This is a genomic window from Allosphingosinicella sp. (assembly GCF_036387615.1).
Classification (GTDB): Bacteria; Pseudomonadota; Alphaproteobacteria; order Sphingomonadales; family Sphingomonadaceae; genus Allosphingosinicella.
Window position 1 is genome coordinate 1 of the sequence record NZ_DASVTH010000013.1, and the last position, 19,591, is coordinate 19,591.

19 protein-coding genes are annotated in these 19,591 nt (G+C 66.3%); 13 read left to right on the top strand and 6 right to left on the bottom strand.

The annotated features are described in order from the left end of the window. The 7 genes from VF631_RS01905 to cysQ form a co-directional block, all read left to right on the top strand. A partial coding sequence (locus VF631_RS01905; RefSeq protein ID WP_431848574.1) for an SDR family NAD(P)-dependent oxidoreductase occupies nt 1-414 on the top strand: 414 nt, incomplete at its 5' end. 271 nt (nt 415-685) lie between these two features. Continuing rightward, nucleotides 686-1,054 carry a BlaI/MecI/CopY family transcriptional regulator gene (locus tag VF631_RS01910; protein ID WP_431848575.1) on the top strand — a complete coding sequence of 123 codons (369 nt, stop codon included), beginning with the start codon at nt 686-688 and terminating at the stop codon, nt 1,052-1,054. After that, a complete protein-coding gene (locus VF631_RS01915; protein WP_431848576.1) occupies nt 1,051-2,307 on the top strand; it encodes a M56 family metallopeptidase in 1,257 nt (418 codons plus the stop codon). The genes VF631_RS01910 and VF631_RS01915 overlap by 4 nt, the downstream gene beginning before the upstream one ends. 78 nt (nt 2,308-2,385) lie before the next feature. After that, a complete protein-coding gene (locus VF631_RS01920) occupies nt 2,386-3,270 on the top strand; it encodes an MBL fold metallo-hydrolase (RefSeq protein WP_431848577.1) in 885 nt (294 codons plus the stop codon). Nucleotides 3,271-3,376: 106 nt separating this feature from the next. Beyond that, nucleotides 3,377-4,378, top strand: a complete 1,002-nt coding sequence (nadA, locus tag VF631_RS01925) for a quinolinate synthase NadA (RefSeq protein WP_431848578.1) — start codon at nt 3,377-3,379, stop codon at nt 4,376-4,378. Between the two features lie 39 nt (nt 4,379-4,417). Further along, nucleotides 4,418-5,257 carry an S-formylglutathione hydrolase gene (gene fghA, locus VF631_RS01930; protein ID WP_431848579.1) on the top strand — a complete coding sequence of 280 codons (840 nt, stop codon included), beginning with the start codon at nt 4,418-4,420 and terminating at the stop codon, nt 5,255-5,257. Beyond that, nucleotides 5,254-6,024, top strand: coding sequence for a 3'(2'),5'-bisphosphate nucleotidase CysQ (gene cysQ, locus VF631_RS01935; RefSeq protein WP_431848580.1), 771 nt, complete (start codon nt 5,254-5,256; stop codon nt 6,022-6,024). Before fghA ends, cysQ begins: the two co-directional genes overlap by 4 nt. Nucleotides 6,025-6,235: 211 nt before the next feature. On the opposite strand, the gene VF631_RS01940 is transcribed toward cysQ, so the two are convergent. The 4 genes from VF631_RS01940 to VF631_RS01955 are packed head-to-tail and all read right to left on the bottom strand — an operon-like array spanning nt 6,236 to nt 9,126. Beyond that, nucleotides 6,236-6,490 carry a hypothetical protein gene (locus VF631_RS01940; protein ID WP_431848581.1) on the bottom strand — a complete coding sequence of 85 codons (255 nt, stop codon included), beginning with the start codon at nt 6,488-6,490 and terminating at the stop codon, nt 6,236-6,238. Then, nucleotides 6,487-7,869: a phosphoglucomutase/phosphomannomutase PgmG gene (pgmG, locus tag VF631_RS01945; protein WP_431848582.1), complete on the bottom strand. Its 1,383-nt coding sequence runs from the start codon at nt 7,867-7,869 to the stop codon at nt 6,487-6,489. Before pgmG ends, VF631_RS01940 begins: the two co-directional genes overlap by 4 nt. A 25-nt stretch (nt 7,870-7,894) precedes the next feature. Beyond that, a complete protein-coding gene (locus VF631_RS01950; RefSeq protein ID WP_431848583.1) occupies nt 7,895-8,311 on the bottom strand; it encodes a J domain-containing protein in 417 nt (138 codons plus the stop codon). Beyond that, on the bottom strand, nt 8,311-9,126 hold the full coding sequence (locus tag VF631_RS01955) for a division plane positioning ATPase MipZ (RefSeq protein ID WP_431848584.1): 816 nt from the start codon (nt 9,124-9,126) through the stop codon (nt 8,311-8,313). Before VF631_RS01955 ends, VF631_RS01950 begins: the two co-directional genes overlap by 1 nt. 91 nt (nt 9,127-9,217) lie before the next feature. On the opposite strand from VF631_RS01955, the gene panC reads away from it, so the two are divergent. The 3 genes from panC to VF631_RS01970 all read left to right on the top strand — a co-directional run bounded on the left by panC (nt 9,218) and on the right by VF631_RS01970 (nt 11,216). After that, entirely contained in the window at nt 9,218-10,060 is an 843-nt protein-coding gene (gene panC / locus VF631_RS01960; protein WP_431848585.1) for a pantoate--beta-alanine ligase, read from the top strand. 90 nt (nt 10,061-10,150) lie between these two features. Next, nucleotides 10,151-10,447 (top strand): SEL1-like repeat protein, encoded by a 297-nt coding sequence (locus VF631_RS01965; protein WP_431848586.1) that lies wholly within the window; start codon nt 10,151-10,153, stop codon nt 10,445-10,447. A gap of 97 nt (nt 10,448-10,544) precedes the next feature. Further along, nucleotides 10,545-11,216, top strand: a complete 672-nt coding sequence (locus VF631_RS01970) for a hypothetical protein (protein ID WP_431848587.1) — start codon at nt 10,545-10,547, stop codon at nt 11,214-11,216. Between the two features lie 55 nt (nt 11,217-11,271). Here VF631_RS01970 and VF631_RS01975 read toward each other — a convergent pair whose 3' ends face one another. Together VF631_RS01975 and VF631_RS01980 are read right to left on the bottom strand one after the other, a co-directional pair. Then, nucleotides 11,272-11,769, bottom strand: a complete 498-nt coding sequence (locus VF631_RS01975) for a ferritin-like domain-containing protein (RefSeq protein WP_431848588.1) — start codon at nt 11,767-11,769, stop codon at nt 11,272-11,274. 45 nt (nt 11,770-11,814) lie between these two features. Beyond that, entirely contained in the window at nt 11,815-12,954 is a 1,140-nt protein-coding gene (locus VF631_RS01980; protein ID WP_431848589.1) for an aromatic ring-hydroxylating oxygenase subunit alpha, read from the bottom strand. 134 nt (nt 12,955-13,088) lie between these two features. Here VF631_RS01980 and VF631_RS01985 point away from each other — a divergent pair, with 134 nt between their 5' ends. The 3 genes from VF631_RS01985 to rpoB all read left to right on the top strand — a co-directional run. Beyond that, complete coding sequence (locus tag VF631_RS01985; protein WP_431848590.1) at nt 13,089-14,792, top strand: AmpG family muropeptide MFS transporter; 1,704 nt, start codon at nt 13,089-13,091, stop codon at nt 14,790-14,792. 53 nt (nt 14,793-14,845) lie between these two features. Next, a complete protein-coding gene (locus VF631_RS01990; RefSeq protein WP_431848591.1) occupies nt 14,846-15,322 on the top strand; it encodes a YaiI/YqxD family protein in 477 nt (158 codons plus the stop codon). Between the two features lie 225 nt (nt 15,323-15,547). After that, on the top strand, nt 15,548-19,591 hold a 4,044-nt coding region (rpoB, locus tag VF631_RS01995), incomplete at its 3' end, for a DNA-directed RNA polymerase subunit beta (RefSeq protein WP_431848592.1).

The following is a 19,591-nucleotide window of genomic DNA, read 5'->3' on the forward strand; positions in this document are numbered from 1 at the left end:
ATGGTCGCCCGCAACCAGGGGCGCATCCTCATCACCGGCTCGATCGCCGGCCAGATCGCCGGGGCGTTCCAGGCAGTCTATAACGGCTCCAAGGCTTTCATCGACAGCTTCTCCGATGCGCTCGGCAACGAGTTCAAGGAGACGGAGGTTACGGTGACTTGCCTGAAGCCGGGGGCGACCGAGACCGAGTTCTTCCACCGCGCGGAGATGGACGACACCAAGATCGGCTCGTCCAAGAAGGACGATGCCGCCGATGTCGCGAAGACCGGCTACGAGGCGATGATGAAGGGCGAGCGCAGCGTGGTCTACGGCCTCAAGAACAAGCTTCAGGTCGCGGGCGCCAAGCTGATCGGCGGCGGCGGATCGGCCGAGATGCACCGCGGCATGGCCGAGCCTGGAAGCGGACAGAGCTGAAAAGGAGGAGGGGCGGACAGCGCGACCGGAAAAAGCGCCCGGTCCGCCCCTCTCGGCTGTGGAACCGTGTGGACCCTCTGAAGGATACACGGCCCGTGCCAATCCGCGTGAACGGCCGATTCCGGCGGAACGCAGTGGTGAAGCAAAGGTAAACATCGAGCGGGCTGTAAAGCCGCCCGACACAGCACCGAGGCAAGGCCGTTCACCTGGCGTTCAGGGGTCAGACTACAGATGTAATCACACCTGACTACATCTGTAATCGAAGGCACCGATGAGCGAGCGTATTTCCGAAGCCGAGCACGAAGTGATGGAAGTGCTCTGGGCCGAGTCGCCGCTCGGCGCCGCTGAGGTGGCGAGCCGGGTCGATCCGGCCCGTCGCTGGAGCGACCGCACGGTCAAGACCATGCTTTCCCGGCTGCTCGCGAAGGGCGCGATCGCTCACCATGAGGAGGGGCGGCGCTACCTCTACCGGCCGGCGGTCAGCCGCGAGGCCTTCGTGGCGCGCGAATCGGTCCGCCTCCTCGACCGGATGTTCGGTGGCCGCGTCACGCCCTTGGTCGCCCACCTCGCCGAGCAGAAGCGGCTCAGCCCAGCCGACATCGCCGAAATCGAGGCGCTTCTGAAGGCGCTGAAATCATGATCGCCTGGGCGGCCGAGACCCTGATCGCGATGAGCGCTCTCACCTTGCTGGTGCTCGCATTGCGCCGACCCGTCGCGACCTGCTGCGGGGCGGGCTGGGCTTATGCGCTGTGGCTGCTGCCCGTGCTGCGGCTCGTCACGCCGCCAATCGAATTGCTCAGCCCAGCGCTCGCCGATGCGCTCCCGCCGCTGGTAGTGACGATTGGCGGGACGGCAGCGGCAAGCGCATCACTGACTCCCACGGGCAGCCTGGTTTCATGGGCACCGGTCCTGACGCTGTTGTGGGCCGGCGGCACGGCGGCGTTCTTCCTCTGGCAAGCTGCCCGCTACTCCGCATTCCACCGTCACGTTGAGGCGGAGACCCGAGCCAGCTATCCGACCGAGTTCGCTGGGCTGCCGATCGTCGAAAGCCGCGGCGTCGATGGTCCCGTCGCGATCGGGCTTCTCCGTCCGCGCATCCTGGTGCCGTTCGACTTTCTCGCCCGCTACGGCCCCGTCGAGCAGCAGCTCGCGCTGCACCATGAGTGGATCCACCACCGCCGCGGCGATCTGTGGTGGAACCTGCTCGCGCTTGCTCTGCTCGCCGCCAACTGGTTCAACCCGCTCGCCTGGATCGCCTTTCGCGCTTTCCGCGCCGACCAGGAACTCGCCTGCGACGCGGTCGTGCTGCGCGAGCAGGCCGACGACAAGCGCCTCGCCTACGGGACGGCGCTGGTGAAGTCGGCGAGCAGACCTGGCCTGATTGCGGCCTGCCCCCTCAACACCGCCGATCAACTCAAACGGAGATTGAAGATGATGACATCGCATCGAAGCACCCGCCTGCGCAGCCTGGCCGGGGGACTGATCGTCGCCGGCACCTTCGCCACCGGCCTGTGCCTAGCCGCGCCAACACTGGCGCAAGAGGCTGCCGAGCCCAAGTCCGAGCGCCGCATCTTTATCCGCGAGATCGGAAAGGACGGCAAGCGTGAGCTGCCGGGCGAAATCAAGGAGCTCGTCGGAAATTGCCCCGAGGCGCAGCGGCTGGAAAGCGATGTCAGAACCGGCGATGCCAAGAACGAACACCGCACTCGCATCATCGTCTGCTCCAAGAACGGGCAGGCGGCGAGCCCGGAGACCCGTGAGAAGCTGCTTGCGGCTCTGGAAAGGGCGCAGTCGGACGTCGGCAGCAGCGGCGATCTCACCCCCGAGCGCCGCGCCAAGGTGGTCGAAGCGCTCCGGCAGGAGATCGAGCGGGTCAGAAGCGGCGCGAAGTAAGGAAGTCGGTGTCCTCTCGCCTGGTTGCGGGCGGGAGGATGCTTGGCTCGGCGGCGCTCACCTGTCACAGGCGCGGCCATGCCGGACGCGCCCACAGGCCAGGTGATCACGATCGACCCGCTGATCCGCCGCATCCTCGCGCCCAACCCGTCTCCCTTCACCTACACCGGCACCCAGAGCCATATCGTCGGCAGCGGCGCCGTCGCGGTGATCGATCCGGGGCCTGAACTGGCCTCGCATATCGAGGTGCTGCTCGCCGCGACCGCCGGCGAGCGGATTGATGCGATCGTCTGTACTCACACGCACCGCGATCATAGTCCGGCCGCGCGCGCGCTCCAGACCGCCACGGGTGCGCCGATCATCGGTTGCGCTCCGCTCGCGCCGGCCGGGGAGGGCGAGGCGGACGAGAGCTTCGACGCCGATTATCGCCCGGACCGGGTCCTCGCAGATGGCGAGCGGCTGGAAGGAGAGGGCTGGGCGCTCGAGGCGGTCGCCACCCCCGGTCACACCTCGAACCATCTCTGCTTCGCGCTGGCCGGGACCGGCGTCTTCTTCAGCGGCGATCATGTGATGGGATGGTCGACCAGCATCGTCTCGCCGCCGGACGGTGACATGGGCGCTTACGTCGCCAGCCTGGAGAAGCTGCTCGGCCGTCCTGACAAGCGTTACCTCCCGGCCCATGGCGACCCGGTCGAGGCGCCGCACAAGCTGGTTCGCGGCATGATCCTGCATCGCCGCCAGCGCGAAGCCCAGATTCTTGCTCGGCTTGCCGATGGCGCGCGCGGCGTGTTCGACATGGTGGCGGTCATGTATCGCGGCGTCGATCCGCGCCTCCACCCAGCCGCCGCCCGGTCAGTACTGGCCCACCTCATCGATCTGGAACGACGCGGGATTGCGGAGCGCGACGACGAGCGCTGGCAGCTGCGATCCCAGTTGAAAAACCGACACGAAACTGCCACATAGGGTCGTGGCCCGCTGGTGATACCTCGCGATTGGAGGCACCTGGACCCGTCCCGCGGACACGCCCCGGGGCAGCGGCACGTGAGCGCGACCAGGGGAGTTTGCATTCATGAACGCTATCACGGGGAGCCTTCGCGGGCTCGACCTTCACGCTGAGATCGATCGCCTCCGCCGCGAGCGCAACGCGATCATCCTTGCCCATTATTACCAGGCGCCCGAGCTGCAGGATTTGGCTGATTTCATCGGCGACAGCCTTGATCTCAGCCGCAAGGCAGCCGCGACCGACGCCGAAGTGATCGCCTTTTGCGGCGTCCGCTTCATGGCCGAGACTGCCAAGATCCTCAGCCCCGACAAGATCGTGGTGCTGCCCGACATGGACGCCGGCTGCAGCCTCGAGGACAGCTGTCCGCCCGATCAGTTCGCGGCGTTCCGGGCCCGGCACCCGGATCATATCGCGCTCACCTACATCAACTGCTCCACCGAGGTGAAGGCGCTCAGCGACATCATCGTGACGAGTTCGTCCGCCGAGACGATCCTGTCGCAGATCCCGAAGGACCAGCCGATCATCTTCGGCCCCGACAAGAATCTGGGCGGCTGGCTGAACCGCAAGTTCGGGCGCGACATGCTGCTCTGGCCGGGCGTTTGCATTGTCCACGAGGCGTTCTCCGAGACCGAGCTGCTGAAGCTGCGCGCCCGGCATCCCGGCGCGCCGGTGCTGGCCCACCCTGAATGCCCGCCGCAGATCCTGGAACATGCGGATCATGTCGGATCGACCAAGGCGATCCTCGACTACGCCTTAAGCTCGCCCTCCCAGACGATCATCGTCGCGACCGAGCCGCACATCATCCACCAGATGGAGAAAGCGGCGCCCGGCAAGACCTTCATCGGCGCGCCCGGCGCGGACGGGAACTGCAACTGCAACATGTGCCCGTACATGGCGCTCAACAATGTCGAGAAGCTCTACGTCGCGCTGCGGGATCTCCAGCCGCGGATCGAGATGGATGAGGAGCTGCGGCTCGGCGCGAAGAAATCGCTCGATCGCATGCTCGACATGGCCGGCCGGACCGTGGGGCGGGGCGATGTCGGGCGTCCAGTGTTCGCCGCGGCCTGAGCAACGCATGCCCATCGCAGCGGAGCGGCACCGGAGGAGGTGAGATTGGACACGCTTTCCGTCACCCGCTCGCACGGCGGAACGCAGCATGTGGTGAAGCACCGGAGCGACGCGACCGGCACCGACATGACCTTCTCCGTCTTCGTGCCGCCGCAGGCCGACGAAGGCGCGCTCTGCCCGGTCATCTGGTATCTGTCGGGCCTGACCTGCACGCATGCCAATGTAACCGAGAAGGGCGAATATCGCCGCGCCTGCGCAGAGCTCGGCCTGATCTTCGTCGCGCCGGACACGAGCCCGCGCGGGCCGGATGTACCGGACGATCCCGCTTACGATTTTGGCCAGGGCGCGGGCTTCTACCTTGATGCGACCGAGGAGCCGTTTGCACGAGATTACCGCATGGACAGCTACTTGAGCTCAGAACTTCCCGCGGTCATCGAGCATACGTTCCCCGCCGACCTGAGCCGCCAGGGCGTCACAGGTCATTCGATGGGCGGCCACGGCGCGCTGACGCTCGCGCTTCGCGAACCCGACCGGTATCGCAGTGTCTCCGCGTTCGCTCCCATCGTTGCGCCCTCACAGGTTCCATGGGGACAGAAGGCGCTGAGCCGCTACCTTGGACCGGATCCCTCGGGGTGGCGCCGCCACGACGCGGTCGCGCTGATCGAGGATGGAGCGAGAGTTCCAGAAATCCTCGTTGATCAGGGCACTTCGGATGACTTCCTCGAACGGGAGCTGAGACCGGAGCTGCTCGCCAATGCTTGCTCCGAGGCCGGAATCCCGCTGACGCTCCGGATGCAGCAAGGCTATGACCACAGCTACTATTTCATCTCGACCTTCATGGCCGACCACCTCCGCTGGCACGCCGAGCGGCTCGGGTGAGTCCGCTCCTGGAAGTGATGATCGACGCCGCCCTGAAGGCTGGCGCCGAGATCGAGCGCATCTACGGCGCGGGCTGCGCGACCGAGTGGAAACCGGATGGCTCGCCTGTCACCGAGGCCGATCGCGCTGCCGAGGCGATCATCCTGCGCCGCCTGCACGACGCATGTCCGAACGTTCCGGTGCTGGCGGAGGAGGCCGCTTGCGCCGGCTCCATCCCTGATCTGGGAACCCGGTTCTTCCTGGTCGACCCGCTCGACGGCACCCGAGGGTTCGTCGAGCGGAATGGCGAGTTCACGGTCAACATCGCCTTGATCGATCACGGTGACCCGGTCGCGGGCGTCATCTATGCACCGGACAGCCGCGCGCTTTATACGGGCGAGCGCGGGGCCGGGGCGTTCCGAAACCTGGAGGGAGCGCCCGCTGAAACGATCCGGACGCGCGAGCCGCCAGCCGCCGGACTGACGGTGATCGCAAGCCGGAGCGAGGCGGAGGCGACAAGCGCGCGCATCGCACATCTTCCGGTCGCAGCCTTTTTGCCTTCGAGTTCCTCGCTGAAATTCTGCCTGCTGGCCGAGGGTTCAGCCGACCTTTATCCCCGCTACGGCCGAACCATGGAATGGGACACCGGCGCCGGCCACGCGATTTTGGAGGCTGCCGGGGGCCGCGTCTTCGCACTCGCCGAAGACGGCTCTGAGGCCGGCCCGCTCCGCTACGGCAAGGCGGAGCAAGGCTTCGCCAATCCCCACTTCACGGCGCGGGGCCGCTGAACCTGCTGTCCTACAGCGGCTGCCATGGGACATACCCGGAAGCCCGGCGGACTTCCGCTCGCCTGGGGAGGCTCATTGAAATCAAGAATCCTGCTTGCGCGGCACTTTCGGCAACATCCGCAAGGAGCAAGCCCGATAAATCAGTGGCTTACGAGAACCCCTTTCGATGTACCTCGAAGCGAAATAGCGCGTTCAGACAGGCTTTAAGAGGCTAGCTGGCAACATCGGCATAAGAGGCGAGCAGTAGCGCGGCTCCCGCCAGCAGCCCCCAGCGCAGCGTGCGCTCGGCTGAGAAGCTGCCGGTTCGGGTCAGGATCAAGGCGCTCGTGGGCATGACGATCAGGAACAGGCCGACCGACAGGAGCAAGCCGCTCTTCAGCCCGCCGACTCGCCATCCGAGGACGGCCAGCCCGGCCCAGAGGACGCAATAGGCAAGCGCGTCCAGGTTGAGCGGCGGCAGCCTCAATGCGCGACCTGGGGACCGCGCTGAAGGCCCGACGCGCGGAGCTGCTCGTCGATCTGCCCGACCAGTCGGTCGAGGCCGTCAGCGGTCGTGGCCTCGGCACGGGCGACAAGCACGTCCTGCGTATTGGACGCGCGCAGCAGCCACCAGCCGTCGGGCGTGTTGACCCGCGCGCCGTCGGTACGGTCGACGGCAGCGCCGCTTGCTTCGAGGCGGCCGAGCACTTCCTCCACCACCGGGAATTTGCGGCTCTCGTCGACCTGGAAGCGCATTTCCGGCGTGTTGATCATGTCCGGCATGGCCGAGCGGAGCGCGGTCAGGGAGCCGCCAAGCTCCGTCACCGCCCGGATCAGGCGGATCGCGGCGTAGATGGCGTCGTCGAAGCCATACCATTGGTGGGCGAAGAAGATGTGGCCGCTCATCTCGCCGGCGAGCGGCGCGCCAGTCTCCTTCATCTTTGATTTGATCAGGGAATGACCAGTCTTCCACATCACCGGTTCGCCGCCGAGTTCGGCGATGCGGTCGAACAGCGCCTGGCTGGCTTTCACGTCGGCGATGATGGTGCCGCCGGGATGCGCCTTCAGCACCGGCTCGGCGAGGATCGAGAGGAGCTGATCCCCCCAGATGACCCGGCCCTCGCCGTCGATCGCGCCGATCCGGTCGGCATCGCCGTCGAAGGCCACGCCGAAGTCGAGCCCCTTGTCGGCGACGAGGCGCTTCAGGTCCTCGAGATTGGCCTCGACGGTCGGATCGGGATGGTGATTGGGAAAGGTGCCGTCCACCTCCGTGTACAGGAGGTGGTGCTCTCCCGGCAGGCGGGGGACCAGCCGCTCCAGGATCGGACCGGCCGCGCCGTTGCCGGCGTCCCAGCCGATCCGGAAAGCACCGCCGTCAAAATCCTGCAGCAGGCGATCGACGTACATGTCCATCACGTCTGCGTCCGTGGCGGTTCCCTGACCCTCTTCCCAGTCGCCTTCCGCTGCCATGCGGCCCAGCGTCTGAATGTCCTGGCCAAAGAAGGGCTTGTTCATAAGAACCATCTTGAAGCCGTTGTAATTACCCGGATTGTGGCTGCCGGTAATCTGGATTCCGGCATCAACTTCCAGCTCGGCCTCGGAGAAATAGAGCATCGGCGTCGGCCCGAGACCGATCCTGACCACGTCGACGCCGCTTTCGATGAGGCCGCGCACCAGCTCGGCCTCGAGCGCGGGCGAGCTGATCCGACCGTCACGCCCGACCGCGACACGGGTGCCGCCGGCGCGCCGCACCAGGGTCGCGAAGGTACGCCCGACCGCATAGGCATCCGCCACACCCAGCGTCTCCCCAAAGACCCCGCGGATGTCGTATTCGCGTAGCGAGGTCGGATTGAAACTGTGCGGCATTCGGGGCTCCCTGTGGTCCTGTGGATCAGGACACGCGGGGCGCCCTGCGGTTCATTTCGGCGACAAGCGTGTCCCGCGCTACGTTGACGCGGTTGGCCAGCTCGGCCGATCCCCCCTTGTCCGGGTGGACGCGCGTGATCAAGCGGCGATGCGCGTCGCGGATTTCGGCCAAGCTCGCATTCTCGGTGACCCCGAGCAGGCGGCGGGCGTCGTCGGCGGACATAGCCCGAGGCTTCGACCGGGCTCGACGCCAGGCCGCCCAGAGCAGGGCGCCGGAGAGGAGCGCGGCCCCGGGGAGCACCTTGCCGGTCGTGAGCAGCCGCAGCCCGAGCAGGAACAAGGCGGCGGCGATGCCGTCTTCATAGGTGAGGCCGCGCAGGCGTCCGGTCCACCAGGCCCAGCCGAGCCCGGCGATCGCGGCCAGGAAGAAAACGGCCGGCATCAGCCCGCGGCGACGGCCCGCTGCGGCATCGCTTCGACGCCATCTTCGGGAATGCTGAAGGCTGCGATCATCTCGCGCAGCTCCTGGCGCGCGGCGATGTGACTGAGGCCGACATTGCCGAGCTGCTGGAGATCGAGCAGGGTCAGGCCCGACGGGAACAGCTCGCGGTAGATGACGCGCTCGCCAAGGCCCGGGATGACCCGGAAGCCGACGCGCTTCGCAAGCTCGTCCAGCGCATTGCCGACGCGGCGCATATTTTTCGCCTCGATATGCTGGAGGCGGTTGCGCAGCAGCACCCAATCGACGGTACGCCCCGTCGTCTTGGCCCGCTGCTGCCGGCTCTTCCAGACCAGTTCGGCATAGAAGCTGGGGCGGCGGACCTTGTAGGTCTCGGCGTCAACCTCGCCGATCAGGTCGAGATCTACGAAGCTGTCGTTGATCGGCGTCACGAGCGTGTCCGCGCGCTGCATCGCCTGGCGCGCATAAGGATCGTCGCGGCCCGGCGTGTCGACCACGACCACTTCGGCATCGGCCGCAAGCCGGTCAAGCTGTGCGTTCAGGTCGTCGTTCTTGGCCGGATCGAAGGTCTCGTGGACCGGCATCGGCAATTCTGTCTGCGTCCGGCGGATCGTCGCCAGCCGGTTGTCGAGGTAGCGGCCGAGCGTGCGCTGGCGCGTATCGAGGTCGATCGCGGCGACCCGGCGTCCCGCCGCCGCCAGCGCGACCGCGCTGTGGACGGCGGTGGTGGACTTGCCCGTTCCCCCTTTTTCGTTCGCGAAAACGATGAAATGCGGCCTGGATCCCCCGATGCTCAACGCAAAGCCCCCTTGTTACACAGGGCGCGTCCCCCCAAAGGTCCGCGCCGGTTACTCAACACGTTAACCTTCTATCGGAGCCGCTACGCCCGTGCAAATCATCCGTGAGATCAACGCGCTCAGGCGAGCCGTTCAAGCGATTCGCGGAGCGGGAGAAACGATCGCGCTGGTGCCGACCATGGGGGCCCTCCACGCCGGGCACATGGCCCTTGTCGCGGAGGGGAAGGAGCGGGCCCGCCGCGTGGTCGCCTCGATCTTCGTCAATCCGGCGCAGTTCGGGCCGAACGAGGACCTGTCCCGCTATCCGCGCCGGGAGGCTGAGGACGCAGCGATGCTGGAGGAAGGAGGCTGCGACCTGCTGTGGGCGCCGGACGTCGTCGCCATGTATCCGGATGGCCATGCCACACGCATCCGGGTGGCGGGCGTGAGCCAACCGCTTGAAGGCGCATCGCGGCCCGGCCATTTCGACGGCGTCGCGACGGTGGTCGCGAAGCTGCTGAACCAGGTCCAGCCCAATCTCGCGCTGTTCGGGGAGAAGGACTTTCAGCAGTTGGCGGTGATCCGCGCGATGGTTCGCGACCTGGACCTTCCGGTCGAAATCGTGGCGGTGCCGACCCAGCGCGACGCCGACGGGCTCGCGCTGTCATCGCGCAACGCGTATCTCTCGACCGGGCAGCGGCTTGCCGCGCGGGCGCTACCGCGAGCGTTGGTCGAGGCGGCCCTAGCGATGCGCGGGGGAACGGCAGTCGAGGCAGCGTTGGCGGAAGGAAGGGCGGCGCTCTCGAAGGACGGCTTCGACATCGACTATCTTGCTTTCTGCGACCCGGCGACGTTGCAGCCGCTCGAGGCCCTCGACCGACCCGGGCGGCTGCTGGTTGCGGCCAAGCTCGGCGGCACGCGGCTCATCGACAACATCGCGGTCGAACCGGCTTGAACATCCCGCGAAAATCCTCGCCGAGCCGTTAACCATTCTTTTGCGAAGTCCGCGCGAAAGATGCCTCCACAGAAAAGAGGGGCAACTGAAATGGCGAATGGTCTGAAATCGGCGAGTTTCCTCATGGAGCAGTGGATCGCGGAAGCGGCTGGCGGGGACGCGGAGGCGCTTTACGAGCTTGGCGTGGCTTACTCGACGGGCACATGCGGGACGCCGATCGACCTGGTCGAGGCGCACAAGTGGTTCAATCTGGCGGCGCTGAACGGCAGCAGCTTGGCCCAGGATTGCCGGGCCGAAATCGCTGATGAGATGAGCGCGCGCGAGATCGCCGAAGCACAGCGCCAGGCGCGGGCCTGGCTGGCGGAGACCAGCCGCCGCGCCGCGTAACGAACATTGGGCCGCATAGGGCCGGCTTTTTCATCAGGGTGGAAACGGGGCGAGGGGGCCTGCGTTGCCCTCCCGACCTGTTTCACGGGAGATGAGAATGACCCAGCAGAAAGACGGCCTGAACGACTCCGGCTTCGAGCAAGCCGGTGGCACCGCGCCCGAGCCGCGGGTGCGCGGCGGACCCGGCGGCAGCGACCTTGACGGCGGCACCACCGGAGCTTCGGCGATGACGGACGGCGATCGCGCCCAGGCATCGAGCGGACAGCCGGGAGGCGACAATCCGGCGCGGCCGGGCGGGCAGGCGGGCGGTGCGGCCAGCGCCGACATGGATGCAATCGGCATACAAAGCGCGCGTCCCGGGCCGATGGGCGAATCCGGAGGAGGCGCGGAGACGGGCCCGGCCGGCAACGGCTCGCTGGCATCGGGCACCTACAATGAACGTGGTGACGTCACCGGCCCGGATAGCCCCGCCGGCGCGGGCGAAGGCGAGAGCCGCGAGGGCGAAGGGCAGGGCGACGACCTCGCCAACCGGCTCGGCGGCGGCGCGGGACGCGGCACCGGCCTCACCGGTGCGGGCGGCGCGACGGGCGATCTCGGGGCGGATCGGAGCGAGCGGAGCGATGCTTCGGCACTGAACGCCGCGGGCGCCGGCGGCCCCAGCGGCGGCGACCCGGGCGGAATGGGTGGCGTTCGTGCGCAGGGTGGAACCGGAACCGGTCGACCGCCGGGCGGCGTGAGCCCGGTCGGTAGCAGCAACGATCGGGATTGATCGGCCAAGCCTTGAGTGCCGGCGGAGCGTTCCGCCGGCACTGGGGGCGTTTCGATTAGGCTGCGGCGTCTTCGTTGACCTTCGATTCGGCGATGCGGGTGAGATAGGTGTCGCCCGAATAGATATCGCTGAGATCGCGGCCGAGTTCGCGGACGGCATCTTCCTTCCCGAGCGCCTGCGCGAATGCCTTGGCGCAGCCGATGCCGCAGATGCCGTAATGGGTCATGCGCTGCATCTGCGCGATGATCGCGGCGTCCTGCACCGCAGGGTCGCCATAATCTTCTTCGATCCCGTGCTTGCGCGCTTCCTTGACCAGGCCTTCCATGCCCTTGCAATGCTCCTCGTCCGGGTCCTCGCCCTCGGCCCGGACCAGCTGCGCGATGCGCTCGTTATGCTCCCGGATTTTCTCGACCGACTTGTCGAGCATCTGCTGCAATTGCTCGTCGCTGGCCTTCGCGCGCAGCTCGCAGAGCACTTTGATCATCTGGCCGTTGGCGCTGTAATTGTCCTGAAGTTCGTGGACGTAGAGTTCTTGCAAGTTGTTGATCGTCATCGAAGCAGCCCTTTTTAGGTTGTTCGAGCGCCTGGCAGACCGACGTCAGCCGAGCATCGCCTCGACCTGATCGTGAAAGTGCCGGATGCCGGTCTCCAGCGTGCCCAGCGTCAGCTGCTCAAGCGCTCCGGACGCCAGCCCCTCCTGCCCGAGTGCAGCGGCGCGGAAGTCCTCGGCCCCGAACGTGCCCCCATCGAGCAGGTTCCAGCTCTTCTCCCAGTGCACTTCCTCCTCCGGGGTGCGCGGCGGCTCGGAGATGAGCATGAAGTCCTCAACGAGGGTGCGGTCCACGCCGCGTGGCATCAGCACCATCAGGTTCACATAATCGGGGCTGACGACGAGCACGGTCGCGGGGAAAAGCTGATAGGCGAAGGTTATCGCGCCGCGCAGCGCCGGCCAGTCGCGCGGATCGACCCGGGACAGATAGTCTTCGCGGCCGACCGCCGAGCGCTGGTGCGGGCCGATGCTGTCCGCGGCCGTGATGCCGTCCGCGAAGAACCTGCCGATGGTGGCGGCATGGAGGCGCTGGACATGGTAGCTTTCCAGGAAGGCATCCATGATCAGCTTCCAGTTGGCAGGAACGTCGTGGACGTTGGCGCGGTAGAGGTGATGACCCGCCAGCCCAAAGGCGTCGAATTCGGGCGCGAGCGCCGCGGCGTCGGCGAAATCGATGTCCCGGCCATGCCCAAACCAGATCAGGCCGCCCGCCTCGAGGCTCGGCAGTTCACGCAAGCCGTAAGCGCTTCTGTCGATGCCGGGAAAGGCGTCGGATCGCGGCACGCCGGCAAGCGCGCCGTCCAGGCCGTAGCTCCAGGCGTGGTAGGGGCAGACCAGGCGCGGCGCGCAGACGGGTTCGCCGCCTTCGAGCAACCTCGTCCCGCGATGGCGGCACACGTTGAAGAAGACGTGCGCCCGGCCGGCCTTGTCGCGGGTGAGCAGCAGCGGACGGCCGAAGCCGTCGTGGGGGACTACCATGCCGGTGCGCGGGAGCAGGGCGGACGGCGCGATGACCTGGGGGAGGCGGCCGAACAAACCGCTCCGCTCCGCTTCGAAGCGCGCCGGGTCCGTGTAGACCGACGCGCGCACTGATGTGACTTCCTGGCCTTGCGCAGTCTGCCCTTCCGCCAGCATCCGAGCGAGGGCCAGCTGGCCGGAGGTGGGGCGCCGCGTGGCGAGCATGTCCATGGCGCAACAGTGCGCTCGCCCCGAAGACAAGACAAGTCGCCGCCGGCGCGTCCGAAATCACTAGCCGCTGGTCCAAGCCGCGCTAGAGAGAGGGGCCGCGAAGGTTGCGGCCAGGCGAGTAGGAGAGAGGCACCGTGGCGACGACCGCAGCGCAGAAGCCGGGGTGGCGCACGCTGGCGCGTTCGCTACGCAACCCTAAGTCGGGCTTCATGGCGCTGTTTGGCTTCGCCTCTGGTCTGCCGTTTGCGCTCTTTCTGGGCACGCTCTACGCCTGGTTTACCGAGGCCCAGGTCGATCTCGAGACGATGGGGGTGTTCTCGCTGATCGGCCTCGCTTATTCTTTCCAGTTCCTATGGTCGCCGCTGGTGGACAAAGTCGACATTCCAGTCCTGCGCCGGTTGGGGAAGCGCAAGCAGTGGATCGCGCCGATGCAGCTCCTGCTTGGCATCATCCTCATCACGATGAGCCTGCTCGATCCGAGGAGCGCGCTCGGCATGTTCAGCCTGTTGGCGGGCGTCGGCGCATTCGCCAGCGCTACGCAGGATATCGCCATCAATGCCTGGCGGATCGACATCGCCGACGAGGAGGCGACGGTCGATATTCTCGCGACTGTCTATCAGATGGGCTTCCGCCTCTCCTCGCTGGTCGGCGGCGCGCTTGGCCTGATCATCGCCGCGCGGATCGGCTGGCCGCAGACCTATGTGATGCTAGGGCTGATCCTGCTGGCAATCGGCGCGGCGGGCCTGTTCGCGCCCGATCCGGAAAAGACTGGCGCGGTGATCGCTACGGCCGAGGAGATCGAACAGCTTTACCAGCCTGGTGAGTTGCAGCCCAAGGTGCGAACTTGGGGCCTGCTAGCGGTCGGGCTGCTTTGGGCGTTGGCGATCGGCACCGTCCTTGTGTTCATGATACGCTCCATGACCGCGCTACCCGACGATCGTCCCAATCCGACGGAGTTTACCGCCACCTACGGCCCGCTGATCATCCTCGCCACGATCGTTCTGCCCGCCTTCGTTGCCGCCTGGCTGGTCAAAATGAGGCGAGAGGGACGGCATGTGATACCGGCCGAAGGCGGCGCAGGCGTGCGCGCCGGCCAGGTGACCGATCATTTCTACCGCGCGCTGGTGCTGCCGCTGGTCGAGTTCGTCGGCCGTATGGGCTGGTCGCTGGTACTGATCCTAGCCCTCGTTCTGACCTATCGCATTGCCGATTCGATCTGGGGCACGTTCGCGTACCCATTCTATCTCGGCGAGCTGAAGTACACGAATGACGAGGTTGCCTTCGCGTCCAAGTTCTTCGGCATTGGGGCGATCATCCTCGGGCTGGCGCTCGGCGGCTGGCTGATTGTAGTGTTCGGGCGCATGCTGACCCTAACGCTCGGCGCGGTGCTCTCGGCAGCGACCAACTTGTTGTACGCCGACCTTGCTGTGGGTGGCGCGACCATGTCGGCAGTGAGCAGAGCAACCGGCTTTACCTGGGCGGTCGAGCAGTTCGGCGGCACGGAGAAGCTGGCTCGGCTGATGATCACCATTGGCGGCGAGAATCTCGCCATCGGAATTGCTGGTGCCGCGTACGTCGCCTGGCTCTCCTCAATCGTCGCCAAAGGGTACAGCGCCGTGCAATATGCATTGCTCGCCTCGCTGACCCTGCTGGTCGGAACCCTCGGCCGCGGCGCGCTCGGCGAGATGATCGAGCAGCGCGGCTATCATTTCGTGTTCATCTTCACTGCGCTTATCGGCGTGGTCGCGGTGGTGCTCTGCGTGCTCGAATGGATTCGCGAGGCTCGCGCTGGGCGGGCGTCGGGTGTGGTCGCGCCCGAGCACCCGCAGGGGGCGTAGCCACCGGCACGCTTGCGGAACTCAGGGCCTGAGTTCATCACCGGTGCGTTAAGATGAACGAACCGCCTCACATTCTGGTCGATGCCGACGCCTGTCCGGTGAAGGAGGAGGTCTACAAGGTCGCCTTGCGTCATGAGGTGCCGGTCACGATCGTCAGCAACAGCCACCTGCGCGTGCCTCAGCACCCGCTGATCGGCCGCGTGACGGTCGGGTCCGGTTTCGACGAGGCAGACGACTGGATCGCGGAACGGGCGGGCCCCGGAGCGGTGGTGGTCACCGGCGACATCCTGCTCGCGGACCGGGCGCTCAAGGCCGGCGCGGCCGTGATCGCGCCCAACGGCAGGCCGTTTACGGCGAGCTCGATCGGCGCCGCCATCGCCACCCGCGCGATCATGGCGGACCTGCGCGCCGGGGCGGGGGAGGGGATCGGCGGGCCTGCGCCGTTCGGGAAATCCGATCGCTCCCGCTTCCTGTCGGCCCTGGACGAAACCCTGGTCCGTTTGAGGCGGAGTGGGCGAAAAACGACTTGACAGGCTTTACATTCCGCCTTGCGCCGCCTAGATAGCGACCCTCACCACAGCCTCTCGGAACAGGAACCGCCGTCGCGCAGCGGGTCCAACGCATGGATGGGCTTGGTTTTCGGACGTGCGAAGCTGCAGTTTCCCTATCGGAGACTCGCGGCTTTTTCGTGTCCGGGCGCGCCTGACATGTTCTCCGGCTTGGCTGGGAACGAACTTAAGAGGCGACAAGATTACATGGCGACCATCGCTCCCCAGCCCGGCACGGCCCGTTCGGCGTCCGGCGACACCCGTTCGACCGCGTCCAAGCGCATCCGCAAGATCTTCGGCAACATCCACGAAGTTTCGGAGATGCCGAACCTGATCGAGGTTCAGCGCGAAAGCTACGAGCAGTTCCTGCGCTCGCGGCCGCAGGACGGCTATGTGTCGGGCCTGGAGAAGACGCTGCGCAGCGTCTTCCCGATCCGCGATTTCGCCGGCACGGCCGAACTCGATTTCGTCAATTACGAGCTCGAGAATCCCAAGTACGACACGGACGAGTGTCGCCAGCGCGGCATGACCTATGCGGCGCCGATGCGCGTGACGCTCCGCCTGATCGTGTTCGAGGTGGATCCCGATACCGAGACCCGCTCCGTGCTCGATATCAAGGAGCAGGACGTCTATATGGGCGACATGCCGCTCATGACGAAGAACGGCACGTTCATCGTCAACGGCACCGAGCGCGTGATCGTGAGCCAGATGCACCGCTCGCCGGGCGTTCTGTTCGACCATGATCGCGGGAAGACCCACGCTTCGGGCAAGTTCCTTTTCGCGGCGCGCGTGATCCCGTACCGCGGCTCGTGGCTCGACTTCGAGTTCGACGCCAAGGACATCGTCAACGTCCGCATCGACCGCAAGCGCAAGCTGCCGGTGACCGCGCTTCTCCACGCGCTCGACATGAACTCGGAGGAGATCCTCAGCGAGTTCTACAATCGCGTGACCTATGTGCGCGGACCCAACGGCTGGGCGATCCCGTACGTGCCTGAGAATTGGCGCGGGCAGAAGCCGGCGTTCGACATCGTCAACGGCGAGACCGGGGAGGTCGTCTTCCAGGCCGGCCAGAAGATCACGCCGCGCGCCGCCACCAAGGCGGCCAAGGACGGCCTCACCCAGCTTGTCATTCCGACCGAGGAGATTTTCGGCCGCTATTCCGCGTTCGACCTGGTCAACGACAGCACCGGCGAGATCTACATCGAGGCCGGTGACGAGGTTTCGGCCGAGAATCTCGAGAAGCTCGACCGCGCCGGCATCGAGCGGATCGACCTGCTCGACATCGATCACATCAACACCGGCGCCTGGATGCGCAACACGCTCAAGGCGGACAAGTCGGAGGACCGCGATTCCGCGCTGTCCGACATCTATCGTGTGATGCGCCCCGGCGAGCCGCCGACGCGCGAGACCGCGGACTCGCTGTTCGCCGGCCTGTTCTTCGATCCGGAGCGCTACGACCTTTCGGCCGTCGGACGCGTCAAGCTCAACATGCGCCTCGACCTGGATGCCGAGGACACTGTGACGACGCTGCGCAAGGAAGATATCCTCGCGGTCGTGAAGACGCTGGTCGGCCTCAAGGACGGCAAGGGCGAGATCGACGACATCGACAATCTCGGCAACCGCCGCGTGCGTTCGGTCGGCGAGCTGCTCGAGAACCAGTATCGCGTCGGCCTGCTCCGCATGGAGCGCGCCGTGAAGGAGCGGATGAGCTCGGTCGACGTCTCGACCGTGATGCCGAACGACCTCATCAACGCCAAGCCGGCCGTAGCCGCGGTGCGCGAATTCTTCGGCTCCTCGCAGCTGTCGCAGTTCATGGACCAGACCAACCCGCTGTCCGAAGTCACCCACAAGCGCCGCGTTTCGGCGTTGGGCCCCGGCGGTCTGACGCGTGAGCGCGCAGGCTTCGAAGTCCGCGACGTCCACCCGACCCACTATGGCCGCATCTGTCCGATCGAGACTCCGGAAGGGCCGAACATCGGCCTGATCAACTCGCTCGCCAGCTTCAGCCGCGTCAACAAGTACGGCTTCATCGAGACGCCGTACCGCAAGGTCGTCGACCACAAAGTGACGGATGACGTGGTCTATCTCTCCGCGATGGAGGAGGCCAAGCACACGATCGCGCAGGCGAACGCCGAGCTGCTCGAGGACAAGAGCTTCGGCGAGGAGATCGTTTCCAGCCGCCAGGCGGGCGAGTTCCTGATGGCACCGCGCGACATCATCACGCTGATGGACGTCAGCCCCAAGCAGCTCGTTTCGGTCGCGGCCTCGCTGATCCCGTTCCTCGAGAATGACGACGCCAACCGCGCGCTGATGGGCTCGAACATGCAGCGCCAGGCGGTGCCGCTGGTCCGCGCCGAGGCGCCGTTCGTCGGCACCGGCATGGAAGAGACGGTCGCCCGCGACTCCGGCGCCGCCATCTCGGCCCGCCGCGGCGGCATCGTCGACCAGGTCGACGCGACCCGCATCGTCGTCCGCGCGACCGGTGAGGTCGATGCCGGCACTTCGGGCGTCGACATCTACACGCTGATGAAGTTCCAGCGTTCGAACCAGAACACCTGCATCAACCAGCGTCCGCTGGTGAAGGTGGGTGACGTGGTGAATGCCGGCGACGTCATCGCCGACGGCCCCTCCACCGAGTTCGGCGAGCTTGCGCTCGGGCGCAACGTGCTCGTCGCGTTCATGCCGTGGAACGGGTACAATTATGAGGACTCGATCCTGATCTCCGAGCGGATCGTGAAGGACGACGTCTTCACCTCGATCCACATCGAAGAGTTCGAGGTGATGGCCCGCGACACCAAGCTTGGGCCTGAGGACATCACGCGCGACATCCCGAACGTCGGCGAGGAAGCTCTGCGCAACCTCGACGAGGCGGGCATCGTCTACATCGGCGCAGAGGTCGAGCCGGGCGACATCCTGGTCGGCAAGATCACGCCTAAGGGCGAGAGCCCGATGACGCCGGAAGAGAAGCTTCTCCGCGCCATCTTCGGCGAGAAGGCTTCGGACGTCCGTGATACCTCGCTCCGTCTCCCGCCTGGCGTGTCCGGCACGATCGTTGAGGTGCGTGTGTTCAACCGGCACGGCATCGACATCGATGATCGCACCCGCGCTATCCAGGCCGAGGAGAAGGATCGCCTTCGCAAGGACGCCGAGGACGAGCGCACCATTCTGAAGCGGGCGACCTATTCCCGCCTTCGCGAGATGCTGCTTGGTCAGATCGCCACCGCGGCGCCCAAGGGCGTCAAGAAGGGACTGGTGATTGACGAGGCCGTGCTGGAGAGCGCGGAGCGCCACGAATGGTGGAAGTTCGCCGTCAAGGACGATGCCGTCCAGTCCAACCTGGAAGCAGTCAAGGGCCAGTATGACGACGCCGAAGCGGTGATCCGTCGCCGGCTCGAAGACCGGATCGAGAAGCTCGAGCGCGGCGACGAGCTGCCCCCGGGGGTGCTCAAGATGGTCAAGGTATTCGTCGCGGTGAAGCGCAAGCTGCAGCCGGGCGACAAGATGGCCGGCCGTCACGGCAACAAGGGCGTGATCAGCCGCATCCTGCCGATCGAGGACATGCCGTTCCTTGAAGACGGAACGCACGCCGACATCGTCCTCAACCCGCTCGGCGTGCCTTCACGCATGAACGTCGGCCAAATCTTCGAGACGCATCTCGGCTGGGCCGCGCGCGGCCTGGGCAAGCAGATCGGCGAGATGCTCGAAAGCATGCACCACCGTGCCGAGGGCGTGAGTGGCAGCAGCATCGGCGAGGTCCGCGAGAAACTGAAGGACGTCTACGGCGATCATTACCATGCGGAGATCGATTCGCGCGGTGACGACGAGATCATGGAAATGGCATCGATCCTGGTCGCCGGCGTGCCGATGGGCACGCCGGTGTTCGACGGCGCGCGCGAGGCGGACGTGGCGGCGATGCTGGAGAAAGCGGGTCTCGATCCGTCCGGCCAGGTGACGCTGTTCGACGGCCGCACCGGCGAGGCGTTCGACCGCAAGGTGACGGTGGGCTACATCTACATGCTGAAGCTCCACCACCTCGTCGACGACAAGATCCACGCGCGTTCGATCGGACCGTACAGCCTCGTCACCCAGCAGCCGCTGGGCGGCAAGGCCCAGTTCGGCGGGCAGAGGTTCGGCGAGATGGAGGTCTGGGCGCTCCAGGCCTACGGCGCCGCCTACACGCTGCAGGAGATGCTGACGGTGAAGTCGGACGACGTCATCGGCCGCACCAAGGTCTACGAGGCGATCGTCAAG

Bases quoted from the DNA above. Each gene is read 5' to 3' on its own strand.
- VF631_RS01910 (WP_431848575.1), top strand. From the start codon at position 686: ATGAGCGAGCGTATTTCCGAAGCCGAGCACGAAGTGATGGAAGTGCTC.
- VF631_RS01915 (WP_431848576.1), top strand. From the start codon at position 1,051: ATGATCGCCTGGGCGGCCGAGACCCTGATCGCGATGAGCGCTCTCACC.
- VF631_RS01920 (WP_431848577.1), top strand. From the start codon at position 2,386: ATGCCGGACGCGCCCACAGGCCAGGTGATCACGATCGACCCGCTGATC.
- nadA (WP_431848578.1), top strand. From the start codon at position 3,377: ATGAACGCTATCACGGGGAGCCTTCGCGGGCTCGACCTTCACGCTGAG.
- pgmG (WP_431848582.1), bottom strand. From the start codon at position 7,869: ATGCCGCACAGTTTCAATCCGACCTCGCTACGCGAATACGACATCCGC.
- VF631_RS01950 (WP_431848583.1), bottom strand. From the start codon at position 8,311: ATGCCGGCCGTTTTCTTCCTGGCCGCGATCGCCGGGCTCGGCTGGGCC.
- VF631_RS01965 (WP_431848586.1), top strand. From the start codon at position 10,151: ATGGCGAATGGTCTGAAATCGGCGAGTTTCCTCATGGAGCAGTGGATC.
- VF631_RS01970 (WP_431848587.1), top strand. From the start codon at position 10,545: ATGACCCAGCAGAAAGACGGCCTGAACGACTCCGGCTTCGAGCAAGCC.
- VF631_RS01975 (WP_431848588.1), bottom strand. From the start codon at position 11,769: ATGACGATCAACAACTTGCAAGAACTCTACGTCCACGAACTTCAGGAC.
- VF631_RS01980 (WP_431848589.1), bottom strand. From the start codon at position 12,954: ATGGACATGCTCGCCACGCGGCGCCCCACCTCCGGCCAGCTGGCCCTC.
- VF631_RS01990 (WP_431848591.1), top strand. From the start codon at position 14,846: ATGAACGAACCGCCTCACATTCTGGTCGATGCCGACGCCTGTCCGGTG.